At 57.8% G+C, this 22,923-nt stretch carries 20 protein-coding genes; 1 reads left to right on the plus strand and 19 read right to left on the minus strand.

The genetic code is table 11. The features are described 5' to 3' along the window. Positions 1–190: 190 nt before the first annotated feature. The 19 genes from bktB to hemN all read right to left on the minus strand — a co-directional run bounded on the left by bktB (position 191) and on the right by hemN (position 22,609). Positions 191–1,381 (minus strand): beta-ketothiolase BktB, encoded by a 1,191-nt coding sequence (gene bktB / locus BUB53_RS16390; protein ID WP_073036002.1) that lies wholly within the window; start codon positions 1,379–1,381, stop codon positions 191–193. Between the two features lie 89 nt (positions 1,382–1,470). Then, positions 1,471–2,511, minus strand: a complete 1,041-nt coding sequence (locus tag BUB53_RS16395; protein ID WP_073036004.1) for a phosphotransferase family protein — start codon at positions 2,509–2,511, stop codon at positions 1,471–1,473. A gap of 6 nt (positions 2,512–2,517) precedes the next feature. Beyond that, complete coding sequence (locus tag BUB53_RS16400) at positions 2,518–4,119, minus strand: AMP-binding protein (protein WP_073036006.1); 1,602 nt, start codon at positions 4,117–4,119, stop codon at positions 2,518–2,520. A gap of 14 nt (positions 4,120–4,133) precedes the next feature. Then, positions 4,134–5,345: an acyl-CoA dehydrogenase family protein gene (locus tag BUB53_RS16405; protein ID WP_073036008.1), complete on the minus strand. Its 1,212-nt coding sequence runs from the start codon at positions 5,343–5,345 to the stop codon at positions 4,134–4,136. Between the two features lie 9 nt (positions 5,346–5,354). Next, positions 5,355–6,098: an SDR family NAD(P)-dependent oxidoreductase gene (locus BUB53_RS16410; RefSeq protein ID WP_073036010.1), complete on the minus strand. Its 744-nt coding sequence runs from the start codon at positions 6,096–6,098 to the stop codon at positions 5,355–5,357. Then, positions 6,095–8,155, minus strand: coding sequence for an acetate--CoA ligase family protein (locus BUB53_RS16415; protein ID WP_073036012.1), 2,061 nt, complete (start codon positions 8,153–8,155; stop codon positions 6,095–6,097). The genes BUB53_RS16410 and BUB53_RS16415 overlap by 4 nt, the downstream gene beginning before the upstream one ends. Beyond that, positions 8,152–8,517, minus strand: coding sequence for a Zn-ribbon domain-containing OB-fold protein (locus BUB53_RS16420; protein WP_073036013.1), 366 nt, complete (start codon positions 8,515–8,517; stop codon positions 8,152–8,154). Before BUB53_RS16420 ends, BUB53_RS16415 begins: the two co-directional genes overlap by 4 nt. A gap of 4 nt (positions 8,518–8,521) precedes the next feature. Further along, positions 8,522–9,670 (minus strand): thiolase family protein, encoded by a 1,149-nt coding sequence (locus BUB53_RS16425; RefSeq protein WP_073036015.1) that lies wholly within the window; start codon positions 9,668–9,670, stop codon positions 8,522–8,524. Next, complete coding sequence (locus BUB53_RS16430) at positions 9,667–11,541, minus strand: TRAP transporter permease (RefSeq protein WP_073036017.1); 1,875 nt, start codon at positions 11,539–11,541, stop codon at positions 9,667–9,669. Before BUB53_RS16430 ends, BUB53_RS16425 begins: the two co-directional genes overlap by 4 nt. A 71-nt stretch (positions 11,542–11,612) precedes the next feature. After that, a complete protein-coding gene (locus BUB53_RS16435) occupies positions 11,613–12,551 on the minus strand; it encodes a TAXI family TRAP transporter solute-binding subunit (protein ID WP_084729233.1) in 939 nt (312 codons plus the stop codon). Positions 12,552–12,575: 24 nt separating this feature from the next. Continuing rightward, positions 12,576–13,487, minus strand: coding sequence for an IclR family transcriptional regulator (locus BUB53_RS16440; protein ID WP_159437853.1), 912 nt, complete (start codon positions 13,485–13,487; stop codon positions 12,576–12,578). A 104-nt stretch (positions 13,488–13,591) separates the two neighbouring features. Further along, positions 13,592–13,930 (minus strand): AtuA-related protein, encoded by a 339-nt coding sequence (locus BUB53_RS16445; protein WP_073036023.1) that lies wholly within the window; start codon positions 13,928–13,930, stop codon positions 13,592–13,594. Positions 13,931–13,939: 9 nt separating this feature from the next. Then, positions 13,940–15,283 (minus strand): acyclic terpene utilization AtuA family protein, encoded by a 1,344-nt coding sequence (locus tag BUB53_RS16450; protein ID WP_143163251.1) that lies wholly within the window; start codon positions 15,281–15,283, stop codon positions 13,940–13,942. 35 nt (positions 15,284–15,318) lie between these two features. Then, positions 15,319–16,410: an NAD-dependent epimerase/dehydratase family protein gene (locus BUB53_RS16455; protein WP_073036028.1), complete on the minus strand. Its 1,092-nt coding sequence runs from the start codon at positions 16,408–16,410 to the stop codon at positions 15,319–15,321. Positions 16,411–16,425: 15 nt separating this feature from the next. Continuing rightward, positions 16,426–17,700: a TRAP transporter large permease gene (locus BUB53_RS16460; RefSeq protein WP_073036031.1), complete on the minus strand. Its 1,275-nt coding sequence runs from the start codon at positions 17,698–17,700 to the stop codon at positions 16,426–16,428. A 5-nt stretch (positions 17,701–17,705) separates the two neighbouring features. Beyond that, on the minus strand, positions 17,706–18,251 hold the full coding sequence (locus BUB53_RS16465; protein ID WP_073036033.1) for a TRAP transporter small permease: 546 nt from the start codon (positions 18,249–18,251) through the stop codon (positions 17,706–17,708). 102 nt (positions 18,252–18,353) lie between these two features. Next, entirely contained in the window at positions 18,354–19,373 is a 1,020-nt protein-coding gene (gene dctP, locus BUB53_RS16470) for a TRAP transporter substrate-binding protein DctP (RefSeq protein ID WP_073036035.1), read from the minus strand. Between the two features lie 51 nt (positions 19,374–19,424). Further along, the gene (locus tag BUB53_RS16475; RefSeq protein WP_073036037.1) at positions 19,425–20,474 is read right to left on the minus strand and encodes a cyclase family protein; all 1,050 of its coding nucleotides are present in this window, start codon (positions 20,472–20,474) and stop codon (positions 19,425–19,427) included. 779 nt (positions 20,475–21,253) lie between these two features. After that, the gene (gene hemN, locus BUB53_RS16480) at positions 21,254–22,609 is read right to left on the minus strand and encodes an oxygen-independent coproporphyrinogen III oxidase (RefSeq protein ID WP_073036039.1); all 1,356 of its coding nucleotides are present in this window, start codon (positions 22,607–22,609) and stop codon (positions 21,254–21,256) included. Between the two features lie 98 nt (positions 22,610–22,707). On the opposite strand from hemN, the gene BUB53_RS16485 reads away from it, so the two are divergent. Beyond that, positions 22,708–22,923: a DUF1858 domain-containing protein gene (locus BUB53_RS16485; RefSeq protein WP_073036041.1), complete on the plus strand. Its 216-nt coding sequence runs from the start codon at positions 22,708–22,710 to the stop codon at positions 22,921–22,923.

Consider the following 22,923-nt stretch of genomic DNA (forward strand, 5'->3'; position numbering starts at 1 on the left):
CCGCATCAATTGCGCCAAAACTGATTGGCGCCGATGTTGCAGAGAATTCCCTGCGCGAACCGGGCTGGCCGGATGGCTATGCCCTGATGATTGGCTGATCGAACTGACCTGCCTCGCGCTCTACCTGCTGCCCGGGTCGAGCATACTCGGGGCGGTGTTGAAATCAATAAAGTGACGATCCCGCTTGCAGTCACGCCCCGGTATTTTCCACGATCACAGCGATACCTTGCCCGCCGCCGATACACATGGTGACAAGCCCAAACCGCCCTTTGATCCGTTTCAATTCATAGGCCAGCTTGACCAGCAGGATGGCGCCCGACGCGCCGATTGGATGACCCAGAGCGATCGCTCCACCATTTGGATTGGTCTTGTTTTCGGGAAAGCCCAGGTCCTTTGCTATCGCGCAAGCCTGTGCAGCGAAGGCTTCATTGGATTCGATGACATCCATGTCGGCAACGCTCAAACCAGCACGGTTCAAAGCCTGCCGTACCGCAGGAATCGGCCCAAGCCCCATAACAGCGGGCGCAACTCCTCCGTGACCGTAGGACACGATCTTCGCCAGAGGTGTCAGCCCCCGTTCCAACGCGACCGCGCCTTCCATCAGAACGACAGCGGCAGCGCCGTCGTTAATACCCGAGGCATTGCCAGCCGTAACCGAACCTTCACGGTCGAAGACAGGTCTGAGTTTGCGCATATCCTCAAGAGTTGCCTCGGCGCGAACATGTTCGTCGACATAAAATACAGTTTCGGCACGCCCTTTCTTCACAGTTATCGGAAGAATTTGCTCTTGGAAGCGTCCTTCGGCGATAGCATGTGCTGCGCGCCGATGCGACTCCACAGCCAAACGATCCTGAACATCCCTGTCGATGCCGTATTGCTTGGCCACATTCTCGGCCGTAACCCCCATATGTCCGTTCCCAAAAGGATCGGTCAGGGCGCCAACCATCATGTCGGTTGCGCCGGTGTCGCCCATTTTCTGGCCGAACCTCGCCTGTGACATCAGATGCCCGGCCCGGCTCATGCTTTCTGCTCCACCCGCAATGGCAATTTCAGCATTCCCAAGAAGGATGGCTTCCGACGCGGTGACGACTGCCTGCAAACCCGACCCGCAGAGACGGTTCAATGTGAGTGCAGGAGAAGTTTCCGGAATACCCGCGCGGATGGCTGCGACACGTGAAAGATACATATCCTCCGGCGCTGTATGGATCACATTGCCAAAAACCGTCTGACCGACATCTTTCGCATCTGCGCCGGATCGCACGATGGCCTCTCGCGCGACAGTGGCGGCAAGTTCGCAAGGAGTTATGCCCGCCAGTGCCCCACCCAATTCTCCGATGGCCGTGCGAACACCCGACGCGATGACGACTTCTCTGCTACCCATTTTTGGTCCTCTAAATTCACGGCCCCGCTCCTTACGGAGTTTCCTCGGGCGCTCCTGTGTTCAAAGCCACGTGACGATCGCTACCGCGCTTAAATTGCGTGTGCGCGACCTTCGACTATTTCGAGCGCCCGCTCTGCGAACCGCTCTGCAAGTAAACCAACATCAGCGGCATTCTCCGCCGCTGCGCTGCCTGCCCTCGCCCTGTCGGCGATCCCCACAAAGATGACGGCGAAACGAAACAGGGCGAATACCTTATGAAACGGAAGAAGCGGTGCGCTATCGGGTATCCCTTCCATGTACCGTGCAACGAATTCATTCTCATCGGGTATACCAAGCGCCGCCCGGTCGAGACCGAGAATTCCCCCATATTCTTCAGGTTTGGTATGCCAGGGCATAACGCAGAACCCGACATCGGCAAGCGGATGGCCAAGCGTTGAAAGCTCCCAGTCGAGAATAGCCACCACTTGTGGCTTGGTCGGGTGGAACAACATGTTTCCCATTCGGAAATCGCCATGGGCCAGACGCACCATCCCGTCGTCCTCGGGCAGGTTTGCAGGCAGCCAGTCTGCCAATACATCGAGCGCCGGAATCGGCTCGCTGTTGGACTGTCGCCATTGCTTGCTCCAGCGGTTGATCTGACGTTCGAAATAGTTGCCGGGCTTACCATAATCGTCCAGCCCAACCTTTTCGGGGCGGATGGAGTGCATTTTGGCCATCGCGTCAGCCAGCGCCATCCAGATGCCGCGCCGCTCCTCTGTTGGAAGCTCCTCCAACGCGCAATCTTCGAACACTCTGCCTTCGACCCGCTCCATCAGATAAAATGGTGTGCCCAGAAGTGCCGTATCCTGGTGAAGCAACACCGGTTTTGCCACCGGAACACCCGTCGGGTAAAGGGCCGACATGACGCGATATTCACGCTCAATCGCATGAGCGCCCGGCAAAATGGGACCAACAGGTTTTTTACGCAACACAAGCCGACGGTCGCCATGCGTCACGAAGTAAGTAGGGTTGGATTGCCCACCGGAGATTTTTTCGATTTCAAGATGCTCACGCGCGCCAAAGCGGTCGTTGAGAAAACCATGCAGCGCTTCAGGCGCAAAATCGGTGGCGGATTTGCTTATGGCAGTCATGTCGGACTAGCTTCCCTGTTCGCTTGTCTGGTGTCGCAATTCAAACTTCATGATCTTGCCGGTGGCTGTCTTTGGCAGTTCGGCAAAGACGATCTCACGCGGCACCTTGAAATGCGCCAGACGCGCTCTGCAAAAGAGCCGCAACTCCTCGGGTTCGACTGACCAGCCTGACCTGATCTCGATAAAGGCACAGGGGACTTCACCCCATTTCGGATGCGGCTTCGCAACAACTGCGGCCAGCATAACCGCCGGATGAAGGTGCAAAACGTTTTCAACTTCGAGACTCGAAATATTCTCGCCTCCAGAAATAATGATGTCCTTCGCACGATCCTTGATTTCGATCTGCCCGTCGGGATGCATTACAGCCAAATCTCCGGTGTGAAACACCCCATCCCGAAACGCGTCTTCGGTTGCTTGAGAGTCTCCAAGATAGCCAGCCATGAGAGTATTCCCCTGCAACACAATTTCACCAATCGTGTTTCCGTCCAAAGGCACCGCATTCATCGCTTCATCCACCACCCGGATACGGTTGGCCGCAACATGACGGCTCCCCTGACGGGCAAGCAAGTTCGCCCGCTCACTGGTTTCAAGCACTTCCTCGGATTCATCCAGGGTCCGCAGCGAAACCGGACCGTAGCACTCGGTCAGCCCATACAGATGGATAAACCCGAAGCCCATCTCGTCCATCTGAGAGATAAGTGTGCTTGTTGGCGCTGCCCCACCGGTAGCGACCGTCACACGTTTTGCCGGATCTCGCAAACCGCGTGCCTCGTGGTTGAGTAGCATATAGAGAACGACCGGTGCACAGGCCATATGCGTAACACCGGCGCTTTCGATAGTCTGGAATATTTCGGTCGGGTCGACCTGGTCGAGACAGACATGCACGCCACCCGCCGCCGTGACCGCCCAAGTGTGGCACCAGCCGTTGCAATGGAACATGGGCAGAATCCAAAGGTAAACGGTTCGTTCATTGAATCCGAGTGCCAGCATATTACCGAGCGCATTAAGGTAGGCTCCGCGATGATGAAGTACCGCCCCTTTCGGATGACTGGTTGTCCCTGATGTATAGTTGAGTGCGATCGGCTGCCATTCGTCTGTTATCCGGGCGGTCATATCGGCCGCCAGTGCAGGAGCAGCACCAAGGAGCGCAAGCCCAGTCGCCATGTTACGTCCGTCCGGAGCAAGACCGATGCATGGCAAACCGACCTCTTTTGCCGCAGCCTCGGCAACGGGTTTGCACATTGGATCGGCGATCACCAGACGGCTTTTGCAATGGCCGAGGATGTATTCAACAGTTTCCTCATCAAGCCTCGTATTGATCGAATTCAGCGTAGCGCCCAGCATCGGCACCGCGTAATGTGCTGCCAGCATTTCAGGCCGGTTGGAACACATCATCGAAACAACATCGCCCTGACCTACGCCCTGCGCCTCCAGCCAAGCCGCAAACTCCCTTACGATGCCGTTGAATTCTCCGTAGCTCCAGCTTTGATTGCGCCAGATCACTGCTGCCCGATCAGAGTAGCTGGACACAGCTCGCTCGAGAAAATCCAATGGTGTCAGAGGCCTGAAGTTCGCGTCCCGCGGCGCAAGATATGCTTCGTCCCGCATTGCCGGTGCCCCCCTCAGTTTTCAGTTACATCCCAAGACCAGAAACCGCGGCCCTGTGCCTCGACGTTACGGTGCAGAACCATCTTGTGAACCTCATCCGCACCGTCGACCAGCCGGGCCTGCCGGGCATAGCGATAAATCCATTCCAGCGGCGTGTCCTTGGAATACCCTCGCGCCCCGTTGATCTGGATCGCGGTATCGGCGGCTTTGTGCAGCACATTGGCCACATGTACTTTTGCCATCGACACTTCTTTGCGGGCATAGCCGCCACGGTCCAATTCCCATGCTGCCTTCATTACCAGCATCCGGCCAATCTCGATCTGCATAGCCAGATCCCCGAGCATCATTTGAATGCTTTCACGCTTTGAAAGCCGCTCGCCAAAAGCAAAGCGCTCATGCGCATAGGTGCTGGCTATCTCGACACACCGTTTGCTGAGGCCCAACCAGCGCATACAATGGGTCAAGCGCGCCGGCCCAAGGCGGATCTGGGTCATTTTCAGCCCATCGCCCTCGTTCATGAGCAGGTTCTCGGCAGGTATCTCCATGTCCTCATAGACGATCTCGCAATGGCCGCCATGTTCCTCCGGTCCCATAATCGGAATACGTCGGTCGATACGAAAACCAGGCTCGCTCTTGCCGTGCAAAAACGCCGTAAGGCCCTTGCGCGGATCGTCTGACGTGCGCGCCACGAGGATAAAATGATCCGAGTCCTCAGCTCCTGTGATAAACCATTTTCGACCCCGGATAACATACTTGTCACCCTTTCTGGTGGCGGTGGTCAGCATCATGCCCCCGGGGTCCGAGCCGGAACCGGGATGCGGCTCGGTCATGACGAAGGCCGAACGAACCTTGCCCTGCACGATCGGTTGCAACCAACGTTCCTTCTGGTCCTCGGTCGCAACTTTCTCCAGTACCATCATGTTACCGTCATCCGGCGCCGCCGCGTTAAAGACGACGGGCCCGAAAATCGAGCGGTTCATTTCCTCGTAGCAGACCGCCATACCCATCTTGTCAAGGCCCTGTCCGCCGGTCTCTTCCTTCAACTGCAAGCACCACAGACCTTCTGTACGCGCTTTCTCACGAAGGTACTCCAGAACATCGGTCCTGATGTTTTCGTGCGGGTCATAATTCGCGCGGTCTGCTTCAAGCGGTAAAATCTCGTCCTCCACGAACCGTGCAATACGGGCGCGGAAGTCCTCGATGCGGGGGGGAATAGTGAAATCCATATCAGATCCTTAGAGCGATGAAACGAGGTGACCACCATCCGCCACAATCTCTGTTCCGGTCATGAAACGACTGGCGTCAGAAGCTAGCAGGAGAAGCGGGCCGTCAAGATCTTCGGGCTGTCCAAGTCGTCGCTGCGGAACACGACGGATCAAGGCCTGCCCGGCGTCAGACGCAAAAAAGTCCCTGTTCAGGTCCGTTTCGATATAGCCGGGGCATAACGTGTTCACACGAATGCCATGTCGTGCCCATTCCAAAGCGAGCGAACGGCTCAGCTGGACCACACCGGCCTTGGCCGTGGCATAGGCGGCAACGTGGCCCGCAACCCGAAGGCCGAGGATGGAGGCAATGTTGATAATGCTACCCGGTCGCTTTTCATCGACCAGACGCTGCGCCGCCGCCTGTGCCACGGTGAAAACCCCGGTCAGATCGGTGTCGATCACCCGACGCCAGTCTTCGGGCGTTGTCGAAAGCGCGGGGCCCTCATGGGTAACACCGGCATTGTTGACCACAATATCGTAGGCTGGCCCTTCGAAGGCCGCTTCGACGGACGCGGTGTCACCGACATCCAACAGAACATGGCTTGCCCGCCCTCCTGCTGCGGTGATCCCGGCAACCGCTTCGGCCAACGCGTTTTCACGACGCGCGCCCAGAGTCACCATCGCGCCTTCCCGCGCAAGAACCTGTGCAAAATGCAATCCCAGACCACCCGACGCCCCGGTCACGAGTACCCTTTTACCTTCGAGCTGCCTCATGTTCGTACCTCCAGCAATGCATCCGCCGCCGTTGCGCCATCGGTCGTAGTAATCAGCGGATTGATATCAACCGCGAGCACTTCGCCCTCCGAAAGCAATTCAGCAACTCCCCGAGCCGCCTCGAAAACTGCCTGAGCGCAAAGCCCCTTGCCACCGCGCACCCCGTCGAACAGGGGCCCGATCCGCAGCCGTGAGAGCGCCACCGTCACATCCTCCTGCGTGAATGGAGTCAATAGCAGGCGATTATCAGGCATGGCCTCGACAGCGATCCCCCCATCACCAACGATGACAACTGGTCCGAACACCGGATCGAGATGCCCTCCCACTACAAGCTCGCGTCCCGGTGAAAGCATCTCGGCCGCCAGAACGCCTTCGAAAGCGACATCCATTTCCCCGAGCTTCGTTTTGATTTCGGAAAAATGCCGCGCCACCTCCGCAGGGGTCTTCAGCCCCACACGCACGAGGCCATGCTCGGACTTGTGTGGAATCTGGGGTGAATTCGCCTTCAGGACGATCCCACCGGGACATCCGGCAAGGAAATCCTGCGCCTCTTCCGACGTTGCGCATATCCGCCGTCCAGGCACGCGCACCCCTTTTTCCGCCACCCGAGCAAGCGATGCGAACTCGTCCAGAGTCGTCTGGCCAATGCCGACACCAGCCACGGGTGCAACAGATCCTCCCACCGCATCGCGCATCAGAGCCATATGATCAACAAACTGCGCCAATGCCCGTATCGCGCCATCCTCTGTTTCGAAAGTCGGGATTCCTTTGCGCGCAAAGGCCTCGCGCACCAGGCGCTGTGGTGCGGCCAACACCACGGGCTTGCCATAGGTCCGCATAAAATCCGCCGTATCCTGCGCGAAACGTTCGAAATCATAACCCTTGCCGCTGACCGGAATGCCAATCATCAGGATATCCACATTCGGGTCCGCGCCCACCTCCGGAAGCACTTTGCCAAACAGACCGCTGTCGGTCAGCAACGCAGCGGTAATGTCGATCGGGTTCCGGCTTGCTGCGAAATCCGGCAGCACCCCACGAATGACATCCTCCGTCTGCGGTGCGAAACGAGCCAGATTAAGCCCGTAACGTTCGACCGCATCAGCCGAAAGTACGCAGGTTGCCCCGCTGTTGGACACTATTGCGATCCGCTTGCCCGAAGGCTGCCAGCCTTGAAGATAAAGTTCCGCTGCCTGAACCATCGCCTCTGTCCCCTCGGCACGCCAGATCCCGTGGCGTTCCAAAAAGGCGTCGATCACGCGATCTTCGGTTGCAATGGCACCAGTATGCGAGGCGGCGGCACGCTGCCCATCGGGTGAGCGGCCTGATTTCAGCGCGATAATCGGCACTCCGCGCGCCCGTGCTCTCTCTGCGGCAAGCGCCAGATTAGCGGGATCCTGAAGCGTTTCCAGATAGAGAATACAGAGCTTCACCTTCGGATCGAGTACGACTTCGGCCGCCAGTTCGCTAACGCTCACATCGGCATCGTTCCCCGTGGCATGGCAATGGCCAACACCGATACCACGCTGGCGCAGCAGACCATAGGGCACAACACTCATTGCACCGCTCTGGCTGATACAGGCCACCGGCCCGGCCTCGGGGGGTTCCTCGATAAACATGGTCGAAAAACTCAGAATCGCGCCGGTGTGAAAATCGGCTAACCCCTGGCTGTTCGGCCCCACGATCCGCATTCCGCTGGTGGCGGCAATGGTGCGCATCTCCTCTTCGGCCCGGCGACCCTCTTCTCCGGCTTCGCCAAACCCGCTGGCCATGATGACACAACCCTTCACCCCATGTTCAGCACAACGGTGTAGCGTCTCCAGAACACGCTCCTTGGATACCGCAATAATCGCTGCCTGTGGAACTTCGGGAAGCGCGTCGAGATCCGGATAACACGGCAGATCCTGCACGCTCTCACGACCTGGATTGATAGGATAAATCCGGCCGGAATATCCCATCTCTTTCATAAAGCGGATCGGACGGCCGCCAATTTTTTCAGGATTCTGGGAGGCCCCGAAAATCGCAACACTGGACGGGTTGAGAAGAAAGGAAAGGCTCATATTTTCACCATGGGTTCGAAATAGGGAAGATCGTGAACGGGCTGATCCCGCAGGCGCGCCGTATCTCCAGCGCACAAGTTGCTGTCGGCCAACGCCATAACGCGTAGCCCCTCTGCAATGTCGACAAGGGCAATGGCATAGGGCAGACGCGCCTTCCACTCGGAGGTTGGCGCACGATGCATGGTCGTGCAGGCCACGATTCTCCCGATCCCTCCGGCTTCGCGCCACTCCGGCTCCGGTCGCAGACAGGTGACACAGAAATCCCGTGCAAAAATCTGATTTTGCCCACAACCGGAGCAATGCTGATAGGCGATGCGCCCGGCTGCGTAAGCCGCTGCAATATAGTCACCGATTGCTTTCATTCCGTCACCCCCGATCCGTTTCGAGAACCAATCCGACATGGGCCGAAAGCACCCCGCCATCGGCATGAACATAGCCTGTGCGTGCCGGTGAGGGCACTTGCCGCGCCCCCGCGCGCCGCTGCATCTGCCGTGTCACCTCGGCCATATGCGCCATCCCACCGGCAACGCCCGGATGACCATAGCTCAGCAATCCGCCATGTGTGTTGAGCGGCAGCGCGTTACCCTCGTGGGCACCCTGCGCAATTTGACGCCCGGCCTGCCCACGAGGTGCAAAGCCGGTTTCCTCAAGCAAAACTGCAAGTGTAACTGTGAAACTGTCATAAATTCCGAGGATCTCGACATCTCCGCGTTCCACCCCGGCCTCGGCAAAAGCCCGACCTGCGGCATCGGCCGCCCCATAGTTTTTCGAGTCTGTCGCTATTGAGATATGCTGATGGTGATGCGCCTGCCCTGTACCGGAGATCCTCACTGCGCCGTGCTCAGAGGGCTGTACCGAGATCACAAAGGCCGCAGCGCCATCGGAAATTGGACAACAATCAGCCAGCCGTAACGGTGTCGCAATCGGACGAGAGGCAAGCGCCTCGTCAAGGCTAAGCGGCACGGTAATATGAGCGCCTTCCGTGCGCGCTGCCTGGCGACGCATATAGACGGCAATCTCAGCCAGATCCTCTTCGGTCGCTTCAGTCTGGTGAAGGTATTGCCCCGCTAAGAGCGCGTAATAGCCAGGAATCATCGCACCGAACGGCACCTCTTGCCTGGCATGGCCCACCTGCGCCAACGTCTGGATCGCCTGATCGCGACCGCCCACATTGGTCAGTCGGTTCTCACCGGCCACGACGAGAACGTTCTCGCATTGGCCAGATTGAACAAGCAGTTTGGCCAACATGATAAGTGCAGCACCCGTTGCCCCGCCGAGTTGAAGCGCATTGGCATAAGACGGGCGCAAACCGAAATGTTCCGAAAACAGTGTCGCTAACATCAGATGCGGCATCGCAGTGGAATAGCCTGTCACCAGCCCGTCGACCCGATGGCGTTCCAGATCCGCATCGTCCAACGCGTTACACGCCGCACGGCTCATAAGATCAAGCGTGTCTTCTCCCTCACATCGGCCAAAAGCCGTGAGGCCAACACCAGCGACAAATGCGTGTTTCATGGCGCATTCTCCCGTTCTTCAGAGGTCGTCTCGATTGCGTTAAATGCCGGGCGCGATGCAGCGAAACCAATCCCGATAAGGATCAGCACAGCGCCAACAACATCTGTGGAGATACCCGGGATCAGCATCAGCAACGCACCTGCGGCCAGCGGCAAACGCGAGGCAAACGCGATCCTCCGCCACAGCGAACCAACAATCGCGCCGGCAAGAGCAACAACACCGACGATGGCCGTTGCAACAGAAACAAGTATTTCCAACCATCCGCCCTGCAACACGAGCGCCGGGTCGAGGACGAACATGTAGGGTACGATGAAAGCCGGAACCGAAATCGCCAGCGCGGTCCATCCTGTGCGCGCGGGGTCAGCTTGCGCCACACCCCCAGCCGCATATGCCGCTACAGCCACAGGCGGGGTCACATTGCCAAGAATTGCAAAGTAAAAAACGAACAAGTGCGCCGGGATCGGTGCGACTCCAAGCGACACCAGCGCCGGAATAGTCACTCCGGCCTGCACGAGATAGGCCGCCACCGTCGGCAACCCCATCCCGAGAATCAGTGACGACAACATTGTCAAAACGAGCGCCGCCCAAAGCGATTGCCCGGCCAAGTGCAGAATCGCGTTATTAAGCGTGAGTCCGAGCCCCGTTAGGCTCAACACCCCGACGATCATCCCGGACGCGGCACAGGCCACGGCAACCGGACCCATCGCCCGCGCAGCGGCCTCGATGCCTTCTAGAATCCGCCGAGGAAGTTGCACGATCTCACCACGAAACAGCATGTAGGAAGCGGCAACGACAAGCACCGAGACGCTCCCCAAAACACCGGCCCGCATCGGAGAAAAAGCAAACACCGCCGCCGCCACAACGCCGATCGGCACCAGATAGAGCACCCCAGTCCAGAGCCCGCCCTCAATACGCTCACCTGAACGAGTGATCCCCTGACGCACGGCTTCAAAGTGCACGGCACAGAATATCCCAAGATAAAACAGGAAGGCCGGAACCACCGCCGATACCGCGATGTCCTGATAAGGGCGGCCAACGAATTCTGCGATAACAAAAGCCGTTGCCCCCATAACCGGCGGCATCAGTTGTCCTCCGGAAGACGCCGCCGCTTCGACTGCTGCCGCGAAATGCGGACGGTAACCGTTGCGCTTCATCAACGGGATGGTGATAGCACCGGTCGTCACGACATTGGCTACGGCAGAGCCCGAGATCGTACCCATCATTGCGGAGCCAACGATTGCCGCCTTGGCCGGTCCACCGCGTAGACGGCCTGTCATAGCCAGTGCGAGATCAATCAGGAACTTGCCCCCACCGCAGCGATCAAGCAACGCACCGAAGAATACGAAAAGAAAGATATAGGTCGCCGAGACCCCAAGCGGGATGCCAAACACCCCTTCCTTCGTATAATAGAGGTGATCCACGATCCACGAGAGACCGAAGCCGCGATGACCGAACGCCCCCGGCAAAACCTGCCCCAGGGCGACATAGATCAAAAATACAACGATGATCAGGCCAAATGCCCACCCCATCATCAAGATTGCCACGGCCAACAGTCCCGCCATACCGAGCAGCGCCATCACGATAGAAAGCCCGTCGAGAGGCGTGACATATGCCATTCGGTTGGCAAAAAAATCTGCATTCACAAGGTTATAGATTAGCGAAATCGACAACATGACACTCGCCACCGCCATGATTTTATGGCGCAAGTCGCCTGCCTGCCTGTCCCTGCTCAGCACAAAAGCGGTTGTCGCAGCGAGCACCAAAAGCAGATGGGTATTCCGCTGGGTGAAGCTCTCAAAAACGCCGCTGGTGGCCGTCCAGAAGTGAAAGGCTGCGAGCAAGATACTTGCCGCGATGGCAACATGTCTCACGTTCTGTCTCCTTTTCGGAGTAAGCCAGCCACGCGTTCTGACACGCAACCGGCCCACATCTTCGACCGTGTTTACTGCTGACCGAAGTAGGCGGCTGCACCGGGATGGAGCTCTGCCCCGATACCGTTAGCAGCCGTGTCTGGCCCAAAATTATTCAAGGCTGCGTTGACCGCGTGAAGCTTCTCCGCGTTCTCAACAATCGCGCGCGTGATTTTCTCCACCAGATCTGCGTCGAGATCAGCGTTGGCGATCAGAACGTTGTTCATACCGATGGCCGGAACAGGCTCGTCTTGCCCCTTGTAGGTGCCGCCCGGAATTTCAACGCTGACATAGCCACCGTTTTTCTCTTTCAGTTTCGAGATGCTTTCCTCGTCCATCGGGATCAGGCGTACACCACTACCAAGCGCAGCTTCGGTGATTGCCCCCGACGGAACCGAAAGGATTCCGCAGAACACATCGAGATGCCCGTCCTTGAGTTGCATCGAGGCATCGGCATATGACAACCGCTCAACACGGTCCATGTCGTCATAAGACAACCCGTTGAGATCGAGAATGGCGTGCGTCAGAACATCGGTCGCCCCCCCGACGACGCCTGGATTGATCACCTTGCCCGAAAAGTCCGAAATCGTTTGGATATCGCTGTCCGCGGAAACCGCCATTTGATAAGGTGCCGGGTAAAACCCAACGATCCCGCGAATATTGTCCTGCGTGGCCGGGAAAGAATCGCCAACACCTTCAATCGCATCCACATTCGACGTCGAAAGCGAAAGCGCCAGATCGTATTGTCCCGCATTCGTGCCAAGGATATTTGCCACGGTCACGCCATTTACGACGCTAACGCGAGTGCCGGGTATTTCCTCTTCGATGATTTTGGCCAGCGCCGCGCCCAACGGATACCACGTCCCTCCCGAGGGACCCGAGGCCAGCGTCAGGTTCTGCGCCTGTACGCTGCCTGCAAAACATGTCATGCCAGCCAGCACAAATGCTTTAAGCGTTCTTATCTTCATCATTTCCTCCTCCTTGATGATTGACCGTCATACGGCTTCGCCGTCCCGCCCATCGCTTTCGTGCTGATCAACGAGCCGACCCGACCCGGCTGTTAGTTGCGCTTCAACCATTGCAGCTGCCTCCCGCAAAGCGGAGATAGCCAAATCACGGCGACTACCCGCAAGCCGCTCGGAAATCGCCGCGACAGACAGTGCACCAACAACAACGCCTGACGGATCACGCACGGGAATGCCCATGCCCGTCATGCCCTGAACGACAAAACCGGGAAGGTCTGTGTAGCCATCTGCGCGCGCCTGCTCGACCGCCGCGGCAATGTCCTCGACTTCGACGCGGTACTTCCCAAGCCTCCCGCGCTGCATCTCGATCAGACGGTTCCGCTCCTCTTCTTGCTCCCAAGCCAAGAGTGCCAGGCTGCCCGCCCCTACACCCAACGGCCGCCGACCACCGACATTGAGCGACAACGCTTGAATCGGATAAGAGCCAATGTTTCGGCTAACACAGAGGGAATCGAGCCCATTTGGCACGGAGAGAAAAGCAACGTCCTCAAGCCGTTCAGACAGCATTCCAAGCGCCGGCCGAGCCGCTTGCCGCAACCGTGTCGTCGTCAGCGGCGTACCAAAGCTAGCGCGGAAATCGTCGGAAATCCGATAGCACCGGTTCCTGTCACGATCGACAACTCCAAGGCCGATCAACGTCGAAAGCATACGCGACGTTGATGTTTTATGCATACTGAGCGCTTCTGAAATATCGCGCAACCGCAGCCCCGGCTCAGGTGCGGCACCGATCAAACGCAGCACAGCAACAGCGCGGGTAACGCCCATCATCGCATTGCCGGACGTGTCTCCCACCGTCGATGGAGCAGACGACGGGGTGGCACCGGCCTGACCGCCTGATCCGCCACCTGCTTGGCCAGTTGATCTTTTATCTGTTTCAGTCATCATATTCCCCTCAACGAAACACATTCACCGCAGCATTCAACGCAAAACCATAGTGTTAGAGAACTATCAGAACATTCGTTTCGTTCAGCGCAACATTTTGCACCTCAGCGCAGACGCACCTCAAGCGCGGCAGGAACAGCAATCGGAATATCGAGCACCGCAGCGGCAAGCGTTTTGCCGTAATTGTCCAAACACAAATTTCGTGACACACCGCCGCCCAATGCGCCTTCGCAAACGAAATTCAGAACGCCCAGCCCATCAACTTCGTATCTATGTACGGGCCCGGTAAACGCAGTCCCGAACCGAGCAGCCACGCGCTCGGCGGTTAGTTGCTCTCGAAGAAGTGGATAAAATGCAGGATCATAGGCTATTACAGCAATGTTCGAGGTATTGCCCTTATCTCCCGACCGGGTATGTGCCAACCGGCGAAGCATGACATCCATTGCAGCCTCCTAAACGAATTCAACCCGGCCCGATGCCGCTGTTTTGTCGACCAGCGCCGACCAGATGCCGACCACCTCGCGCACTCGTTCCTGAAACGGTACACGTTTCCCTGTCGACGCAATCCCGGACACAGCCATACCGTCGACCTCACGCCCAACCTTCAACGCTTCAGCGCGATCCAGACAACGCGCGGCGACCCGGACGGCAACCTCATAGGGTTCGCAACCGGGCTCTGGTGAGGCCGCGCCGTGAATCGCATCGACCCCCAAAATGTCTATACGCAAATCCTCGGCCTTAAGCCCCACAATGGCGAAACGTTCCATCAGGATGTGGCGCGCCAACTCGGCTTTCGCGCGCGCACCGGGTCCGGCATAAAAAAACATATCTTCACCGATGAACCCTTCATGCGCCCCAACGGAAACCTTGTAACTTCCCGTCGCAGGCTTGCCTGATATGCCACTTAGACGAACCTGGTCGGGTCCAGTCTCCTCAATCACAGCAGTTGTAAAATCCACGATGACATCAGGCGTGATGTAATTCGCCGGATCGTGCACCTCGTAGAACATCTGTTCAAGAACGGTGCGTCGGTCGAGGAGCCCGCCAGTTCCGGCAATCTTTGTAAACGTCGCGCTTCCATCCGGCTCGACTTCAGCAATCGGAAAACCGAGATTCCACGGCTCAGGAATGTCCTTCACGCCGGGATCGGCGAAATACCCGCCGGTAAGCTGCGCGCCGCATTCCAGCAAATGTCCTATCGCCGCTCCACGGGCGAGGCGCGTAGCATCATTGCGGTCCCAGTCAAAACCATAAATCATCGGCGCAAGAAACAAGGAAGGATCGGCCACTCGCCCGGTAATCACGACATCCGCCCCTGCTTCTAACGCCTCCACAATCGCATCTGCACCAAGATAGACCTCGGCCGAAATCAGGTTTTCTCTAAGTGAGGCCAACGGCGCACCAGTCTCAAGGATAGGGGCTTGCGACCCACACACCGTATCGGTGATGACCGACCCCGTGACCGCGGCAACTTTCCAGTCCCTCCGCCCCAGGGCATCAAGCATCCGGCGAACCGTATGTGCGGCACCCAGTGGATTGATCCAGCCTTGGTTCGAAATGATCCGCGTGCCGTTTTGGATACAATGCGGCAAGACGGCGTTCATCCGATCCTCCAGATAAGTGTCGTAACCAGCAAAACCCTCATCCGAACGCGCCCGGACCTGCGCTGTGGAAATCGTCGCCTCGGCCATGGTTTCAAAGCACAAGTAGTCCAGACGACCTTCGCGCGCGCTCAACTCTGCCGGAGAAATCCTATCGCCCCACCAACCCGAGCCACTGCCAATCCTGATATGCATTTGATCGCTCCCCTCTCGTGACGATCCATCGGTCATCACGGCAGAAATCGTTCCTGGCGATAAATCCCGAACCACTTTCGAAACATGTCCTCGGTATCAATGCATTCGTGAAACCCCGCCTGTCGGATTTTAATCGTGCTCGCGATCACAGGATTGGGCGCCGTCTCTTTGCCCGTAGCCATCTGCCAGTCTGTGTAGCCAAGGCTCTGCCCCACCACCTTGCGAATATCGCGTGGCGCGCGCAGCCCCTGTTCATCGACAATCGCGGCCCAATCCTCAGGGCCCGTTCCATCCAGAAGAGTTTCGAGAAAGAGTGGACGCGCCTCCCCCATCTTCATTTCGAGCGCATCGCATATCGCCGGCCAGACGTTCTGCCAGATGAAGACATCGCCATTGTCGATATTAAAGATTTCGTTGCGGGCCGTTGGCGCTGTTGCAGCCCATGCACACGCCCGTGCGATCAGGTCCGCGTCCACCGCCTGATTGATCCGTTCCGGCCCGCCGGGATAGTGCAGCGGCTCACCCCGCCGACGCTGAAGCGCCGCATACACGCCAATCGCCGAAATCGGGTTCATATTGCTGCCGAAGGCTCCGCCAAACACGATCCGGGGTCGCAAAACTGTAAACGCCCAACCTTGCCCGGCTTGCTTTTCGCGCAAGTAGTCCTCTTGCAACCAATAGAAGTTCTTGTGCTGATGACGCGGCCACTTCTCTTTTGCGGGAATGGGCACTTGCGTTTCGATATGGCTGCCATAGGCTTTTGACCCCTGAAACAACGTAACATGCTCAAGCGGGCTATCCCCAGCCAAGAGCGGCTCCATCACATTGCGCAGCATTCGGTCGTTATTCGTCATTTGCTCCGGGTCGCGCCAACCTTCGATCAAGGCATCGGGCTTTTCGTAAACAGCGGCGTAGAGCACATGAGTGATGTCACTCAGAGCGCCCAGGGCTAAAGCGCAGGCTTGCGTATCGAGCAAATCAAGACTCAAAAACCTGTCATCCCCCTCGGGAACCCGCCGCGCCACCGGCAACACCGACCATCCCTCCGACTCACCAAAATGCCGCAGTGCCGCCTGCCCGATCACGCCGGTTGCGCCAAGGATCAAAATCTTTCTCTTCTCAGTCATTAGATATCCCCCGGATCATTTCATTGTATTTGGCAGCCAGAGCGTAATCTCGGGCCAGACGACAAGCGCGATCACCACGATCAGCACAGCTAGAATGGGTCTGAGCACACCCGCGAAGCAGTCACGCAGAGGGATGCCAGACACTGAAGACACAACGAAAACGTTCATCCCAACCGGCGGTGTAACGATGCCAATCTCAGCCAACAGGATGATCACGATCCCGAACCAAATTGGATCGAGCCCAAGATGCTGCACCACCGGAAGCATCACCGGGACGGTCAAGATCAGGATCGAGATAAGATCCAGAAACAGCCCAAGAAACAGGTAAATGAGTACAATTGCCCCGAGCACCAGCGCGAGCGGCACGTCTGATCCGCCAACCGCCGACGCAAGATTCCGCGCGATGCCCGACATCGTGATGAAATATCCGAAGATCTGTGCGCATACGATGATCAGCCCAATCATGGCTGTGACGGCGCACGTATTTGCAAAGGCCTGTTTCAGCCCATCAAATGTGCAAGTCCGCGTCGCCAGCGCAAAGACAAAGGCAGCAAGCGCGCCAACTGCTGAGGACTCAACTGGCGTCGCAACCCCCGTATAAATGAGCCCTGTCACCGCTCCAAACAGACAGAGAAACGGCATCGCCACGCGGAGAGAAGCCAACCTTTCCTTCCAGCTGTGTTGAACTGCGTTTTCTCGCCGTGGGGTCGTTAGCCAGATCGTCAGCGATAGCACCAGCGTAACGAACAGCCCTGGAACGATCCCCGCAATCAAGAGCGCCGAGATATTTGTGCCACTCAAAAGACCATAGAAAATCAACGCAACACTCGGCGGGATCAACATGGCGATTGTGCCTGCCATCGACACAATGCCGGCGGCCGTGCGCGGCTCTACGCCATCTTCCAACATCGCGGGAATGCTGGTTCGTGCCAGCGTCGCCGCCGCCGCCGTGCTTGACCCTGAAACGGCACCAAACAGCGCCCCGGTTACAACTGTGGAAATGCCAAGTCCGCCTTTCAAACGCCCAGCCCACACCGAGACAGCACGAAATAAGTTGCTTGATATGCCACTCATTCCAATGAACTCCGCCATCAAAATGAACATTGGAATGGTCAAGAGCTCATAGCTCGCCAGTGAGGACTTCGGAGCCGTCGACAGAATTCCGATCAACGAGGGCATTCCTTTGAGAAGGTAAATTCCCACAACCCCAGCCAAGGCGAGGCTCAACGCCACCGGGATACTCAACACGAGCAGGATCAACAGCAATGCGATAGGCAGAACGATATCCATCGTAATCAATCCTCGAGAAAAGCGGCGCGCCAGGCGATAAGAACCAGCCTAACGGAAAGCACCAGAAAGCTGCCGCTGATGATTGCGCCCGTGGGCCATGTCGGCCACCGCACAGATCCAAGCAGCGTCTCACCCGCCTCAAAGCTTGTCATGGCCTCGTCAGCGATCAGCCACCCGATCACGGCGATGAGCGCCGCAGCAACCATCATCAGCGCCGGATAGACACCTCGCATCAAACGCCTGGGAAAGTTGTCAGCGAAGAAATCGACAGACAGATGTGCACCAATCCGCATCCCATGAGAAAAAGCGAGATAATAGGCTGCAGGCATCAGGTAGAGCATGACAAAATCAAAGGACCAGCCTAACGGACTGCTAAACCCATAGCGCAGAAAGACATCTACGGCGGTCAGGACCATGGCGACGGCAATGGCAATTGCACAGATAAAGAAAAGCAGACGTTCGATCACCGTCGTCGCGGTATCAATCTTATTGTAAATCCCGCGAAACAGGCCGCCACCGCCAGGGGATGGCGCGTCGGAAATGGAGTTCATGAATGTGCTCCCGATCTGGTATGATGCCACCGCCCGGAAGAGGCTGCGCGATGGTGGTTGGATGCCAGATCACCCCGGCATCCAGTTTACCGCATGATCCGACTAACGGTTTGCGATTTTGCGGAACTGATCATAGATGTCCTGGCTCGAAACTGGGCGCCCAGCCAGCCCCTCGATCCATTGCTCATGTACCTTTCCGAACCGTTCCTCGGCTTTTGCGATCTCAGCGTCGGGCAGATCCAGCGGTTTAATGCCATGTACAGTTTCCAACCGCTCAAGACTCTCAGCCCAAGTCCGGTTAACAAAGTCGCAATAGTGATCAGTGGCGTATTTCCCGGCTTCGATGAGCGCCGTCTGTTCTGCCTCACTAAACCGGTTCCAGGTGCCTTCGCTGATCGAATAGGTCACAACAAAGCTACCTGTACTGAGATTAGGCGTGACGTTATTCAGCGCTTCCTCAAGTCCCCAGTCCTCGACCAATGGAACCGGCCAAAGCAAACCGTCAAGTGTTCCACGCGACAACGAGGGAAGCGTTTCAGATCCCGTCATCCGAATTGCGTTGGCCCCCAATTCCGTCGCTGTCATCTCCATCGGGCCGCCAGCCGTTCGGATATTCAGCCCTTCAATATCATCAAGCGCCGCAATCGGTGTCTCTGTCGTCAGAATGCTGTAAGGTCCAAGATTTCCGGCAAACAACAGCCGGATGCCGTTCGGTTTGAACTCGGCCTCATAGAGCGCTCCTCCGGGCTGAGCCATTTCATAAACCGCATTAGCCAGAGCACAGGAATCGAGCGGCATGCCCGGAAGCTCTGACACCGTCGTCAGCGGAAATTTGTCCGTGATATAAGCCGGCGATACGTGCGAAACATCTGCAACTCCGGTCTGAAGCAGACGTAGCATCTCGCCGCCTTTGCCAAGCTGTTCAGCCGGAAAATACTCAAAGGTAATTTCCCCATCCGACAGCTCCGTTGCCTTGTCCATAAAGACCTGCGCTGCCTCACGCGTCGTTGAGGCCGCCGGCACCTGCCAGTCGGCAAACGTCAGCGTCGTTTCGGCTGAAACCGCTTGTGCAGACATGCCTAGCGCCAACCCGATTGCAAATTTGTACGTCGTCTTGATCATCTATTTTCCTCCCTTAAGTGACCAAAAAATATATCCGTGCCTGCCGACCCCTTAGACCGTAGCGACAGGCGTGACCGGAGACCCGACAGCCCCCGGCAGCCGCAACGGTGGAGCCGTTAGCAAAAACCTGTGCCGTCCTCTTGCCGCCAACCATTCCGCAAGCGGCGTCAAGTGCCACAATTCACCAAGGTGAATACCCAACCGGAACAAGCAAAGATTGTGCAACGGCAAGATTGAACAGCAGGGATTTGGCAATGACGCCGGATAATCCTCGACAGCGTAATTGTCGCTCGCAATCACCGATATCTGAGAGCGCGTGATCCATTCCTGTAGCTTTGGATCACCACCATCCAAAACTGCGCAACTTGTGTTGATGATTTCGGGATCGGGGTCTTTCTTCATCCCCAAAATGACATCGGCCAGTCCAGTGTGAAGGCATAACATATCGCCGGGCTCCACAACCACACCGTCCCGCGCCATCACGTCCATCAGTGCGTCATAGCCCACAACTGTACGTGCATCACCAAAATGACGACGGAGGTCGATCATCACGCCCCGCCCCTGCACTCCGGTCTCAGCCATATTTTCGATGCCCAAGGCCTTCGCGCCTGACGTGCTGTGCGCTGGAATCGGTCCGGCAATACCACAGTCTTCGGCGCTTTCGGGGCCTACAACATCTTCATTCGCCCGATAGCCGTTATAGTAAACAGGAAGTGGATTACCGTCGTCATTCACATCGAACATCGCTCCGACATGACACAGACCATCCCATTGTGTTGAATATTGTAGATGAAGAACCGCAAGATCATCCGACAGAACATCCTGCGAATCAGCATTTTGACCGGAATAGACGTAGTTCATGTTCACCCCGCCGTGACGCAAACACGGGCGCAGGATCGGCGGATGCCGGTTCTCGTTCATCCTATTTCCACCAGGATAATCGAGCGGTAAGCTGAGGCAAAACGAACGGCCCTCCCGCACTTCCGTTGCCGCTGCAAGAACACGCTGCGACGTCAACAGGTTCAGACGCCCCTTTTGATCGTCCGGCCCAAAATCACCCCAATTTGAGCCTTCGGGCCGCTTCTTCCAACGCATGCTCATCCCAACAGATCCTCCGTTCCGTTGTCGCCGACAAATCCGGCCTCTACCGGGGCGGCCAGACGCTCTGCGACGCTCAACGAGCACCGCTTATGACCGTCGCATAGCGTCGCATTCCGGCTATGTGGCCGCCTCTCTCCTCAGGAACGCAGCCCGCGTCATCCCCGACGCAAGGCCATGCAAATCGACAAGCATCGCCGCAATCAACCGGCAACATCCGGACGAAACGATAAACTTACCTTTTGTTTCGTTCAGCGAAACTTTTTTCGGATAGAACCCACAACATGGGCCATCCTGAAACGCATCAAGGCCCTTTTCGAGACGCAGATATACTCGTTCTACAACCACCGGACACCTGCCATAGCAGCGCTCACGGGCATACACCGTTCCGCGTGGCGAAACCAAAGCACTTGTCTATTGCAGTTCCAGGTTCCGGCGTATGGTCGGAGCCACTGCACGCCGCCCCATTTACGGCGTGCAGTGGCGGGGCGCGGACCGTGTGGCACTTGGCCTCTAAGAGCCGTGATAAAGTAGGGTCGCCCCCGTCTTTCACCTGACCCGAACGGATACCCGAGGGTCGCGCCTCGGAGGACAAGGATGGGAGCGAAAGATGACGGATCATATCATCGGCATGGATATCTCGAAAGACCGGCTGGATGCCTGTAACGCCGTCGCCGAGGCCACCGCATTTCGCCGTTGGAACGAGTGGGCGAAGGCCCCAACATGTCCGGACAATCAATGTAGCTATCGCTCGACATGGACAAGATACCCTGACACCCCCCTTACGACGCCTGACTATAAACCGCGCCAATATCGCTGTAGGCGTCGTAGGCGCTGGCGATTATTCGGGTCAGGGGCTTTCCCTCCTGCCGTATCGACAGGGCGTCATCGTCAAGTGAGACGAACTCATCGAACCGGGCCGCAACCTGCCGGTGGATCGGTTGAAGGCGATCCGCGTCGGGGCCGAACTCGGAGGAAAGCGCCGGGATGTTCAGCGTCAAGTCGCACATCAGCATCTCTATCGCGCGGGCGCGCAGGCGGTCGTCCTCGGACAGGACATGGCCGCGCGATCCGGCCAGCTCACCCGCCGCGATGCGTTGCGCATAGGCGGCCGTGGCGGGCGCGTTCTGGACATAGCCGCCCGGCAGTCGCGAAATCGACGAGGCACCGAGCCCGATCAGCACCGGGCAATCGTCCGCGGTATAGCCCTGAAAGTTGCGCCGGAGCCGACCGGACCGGGCGGCGCGGCACAGTTCGTCATCGCTGCGGGCGAAATGGTCGATCCCGATGGCAGCGAACCCGGCATCGGTAAACAGCTCCGCCGCGGTTTCGGCCAGTCCGTAACGGGCACGTTCGCCAGGCAGGGCCAGTTCGTCGATCAGCTTCTGCCGTTTCGACATCCAGGGCACGTGGGCATAGCCGAACAACGCGATCCGATCCGGGGCGAGGTCCAGAACTTTGTGCACCGTATCGACCAGGCGTGCCTCGGTCTGGTGAGGCAACCCGTAGACCAGATCGGCATTGAGCGAGCGTATCCCCGCATCGCGCAGGTCATTCACACAGGTCCGCGTGACATCGAAGGGCTGAATGCGCCCGATCGAGGCCTGCACAAGCGGGTCGAAATCCTGAATCCCGATCGAGGCCCGGTTCATCCCCTCGTCGGCGAGCGCGGCGATCCTGGCGCGGTCCACCATGGTCGGGTCGATTTCGACCGAGAATTCCCAGTCATCGGTTGGCGGAATGACGGCTTTTACGGCCCCGGCCAGACGGTGAATCATGTCGGGGGGCAAGATCGTCGGCGTGCCCCCGCCCCAGTGCAGGCGCCCCATCCGAACGCCTTGCGGCAGGATGTTACGCATCAGGGCGAGTTCGCTTTCCAATGTTTCCAGGTAGCTTTCCACGGGGCCAAGCGTTTTGGTCCCCTGCGTGCGGCAGGCGCAGAACCAGCAGAGCCGTTCACAAAACGGGATATGAATATAGACCGAAACCGGCTGGGCCGGGTTGAGGCCGGACAGTTGCTCTTGCTGGAACGGGCTGCCCGTCTGCGTGGTGAAGACCGGCGCGGTCGGGTACGAGGTGTAGCGGGGCACCCTGGCATCGAAGAGACCGAGGGATTCGAGGCGTTGCATCTGTTTCATAGATACACATTGCCAGTTCCATCCCGATCCGACTTTGCGATCCCGCAAAGTCATGCGTCATGAGATGGCGCAGACTGCGGATGATGCAGGAGAGACATATGAAGCGCCCCGACATAGACGATCCCGATCTGCCGTTGACCGAGCTTTTCCGTTATTGGCCACGCGCGTCGTTGCCATTCCTCGATCATGGAATGCTGTGTCCGGGATGCCCCATCGCACCGTTCCATACGGTGATCGATGCCTGCGAAGAATACAACCTGGACGAGGCAGCGTTTCGCGCTGAACTTCGCCGCGCTGCCTTGGAGACGCATTGA

The sequence above is a fragment of the Roseovarius pacificus genome, assembly GCF_900142665.1.
GTDB lineage: Bacteria > Pseudomonadota > Alphaproteobacteria > Rhodobacterales > Rhodobacteraceae > Roseovarius > Roseovarius pacificus.